Origin of the sequence: Streptococcus sp. HMSC071D03, from assembly GCF_001812125.1 — a bacterium.
GTDB lineage: Bacteria > Bacillota > Bacilli > Lactobacillales > Streptococcaceae > Streptococcus > Streptococcus pseudopneumoniae_N.
Genome location: NZ_KV807700.1, coordinates 1 through 448 on the forward strand (window position 1 = coordinate 1; position 448 = coordinate 448).

Consider the following 448-nt stretch of genomic DNA (forward strand, 5'->3'; position numbering starts at 1 on the left):
CAAAGCCCTTCTTTCCCCCTTTCTCTGCTATACTACAAGCAGAGAAAGGGGGAAAGCAAATGCTTGAAAAGTATTATGAGAAGGTAAAAGGAATTGTCCATAGATGTCGAAAAGATTACTATCTCCACCTGTGGGAAAAAGAGGATTGGGACCAAGAAGGACTGATCTGTCTCTATGAACTCCTTGAGGCCCATCCAGAATTAGTGGAAGAGGAAAAGAAACTCTACGTCTACTTCAAAACAAAATTCCGCAATCGAATCCTAGATAGCGTCAGAAAACAAGAGAGTCAAAAACGTCGCCTGGACCGTATGGCCTATGAAGAAGTAGGGGAAATTAGCCATCGCCTACCAGAAGGAGGATTGTGGCTGGATGATTACTACGCCCTTCATGAATTGTTGGATAGTTATAGAAGAAAATTACCACAAGATAAGCAAGAAGCCTATGAACG

At 42.4% G+C, this 448-nt stretch carries 1 protein-coding gene; it reads left to right on the plus strand.

Annotated elements, in window-relative coordinates:
* Nucleotides 1-59: 59 nt before the first annotated feature.
* Nucleotides 60-448 (plus strand): sigma-70 RNA polymerase sigma factor region 4 domain-containing protein (locus tag HMPREF2837_RS00970; RefSeq protein ID WP_075230529.1); only part of this gene is annotated, 389 nt, incomplete at its 3' end.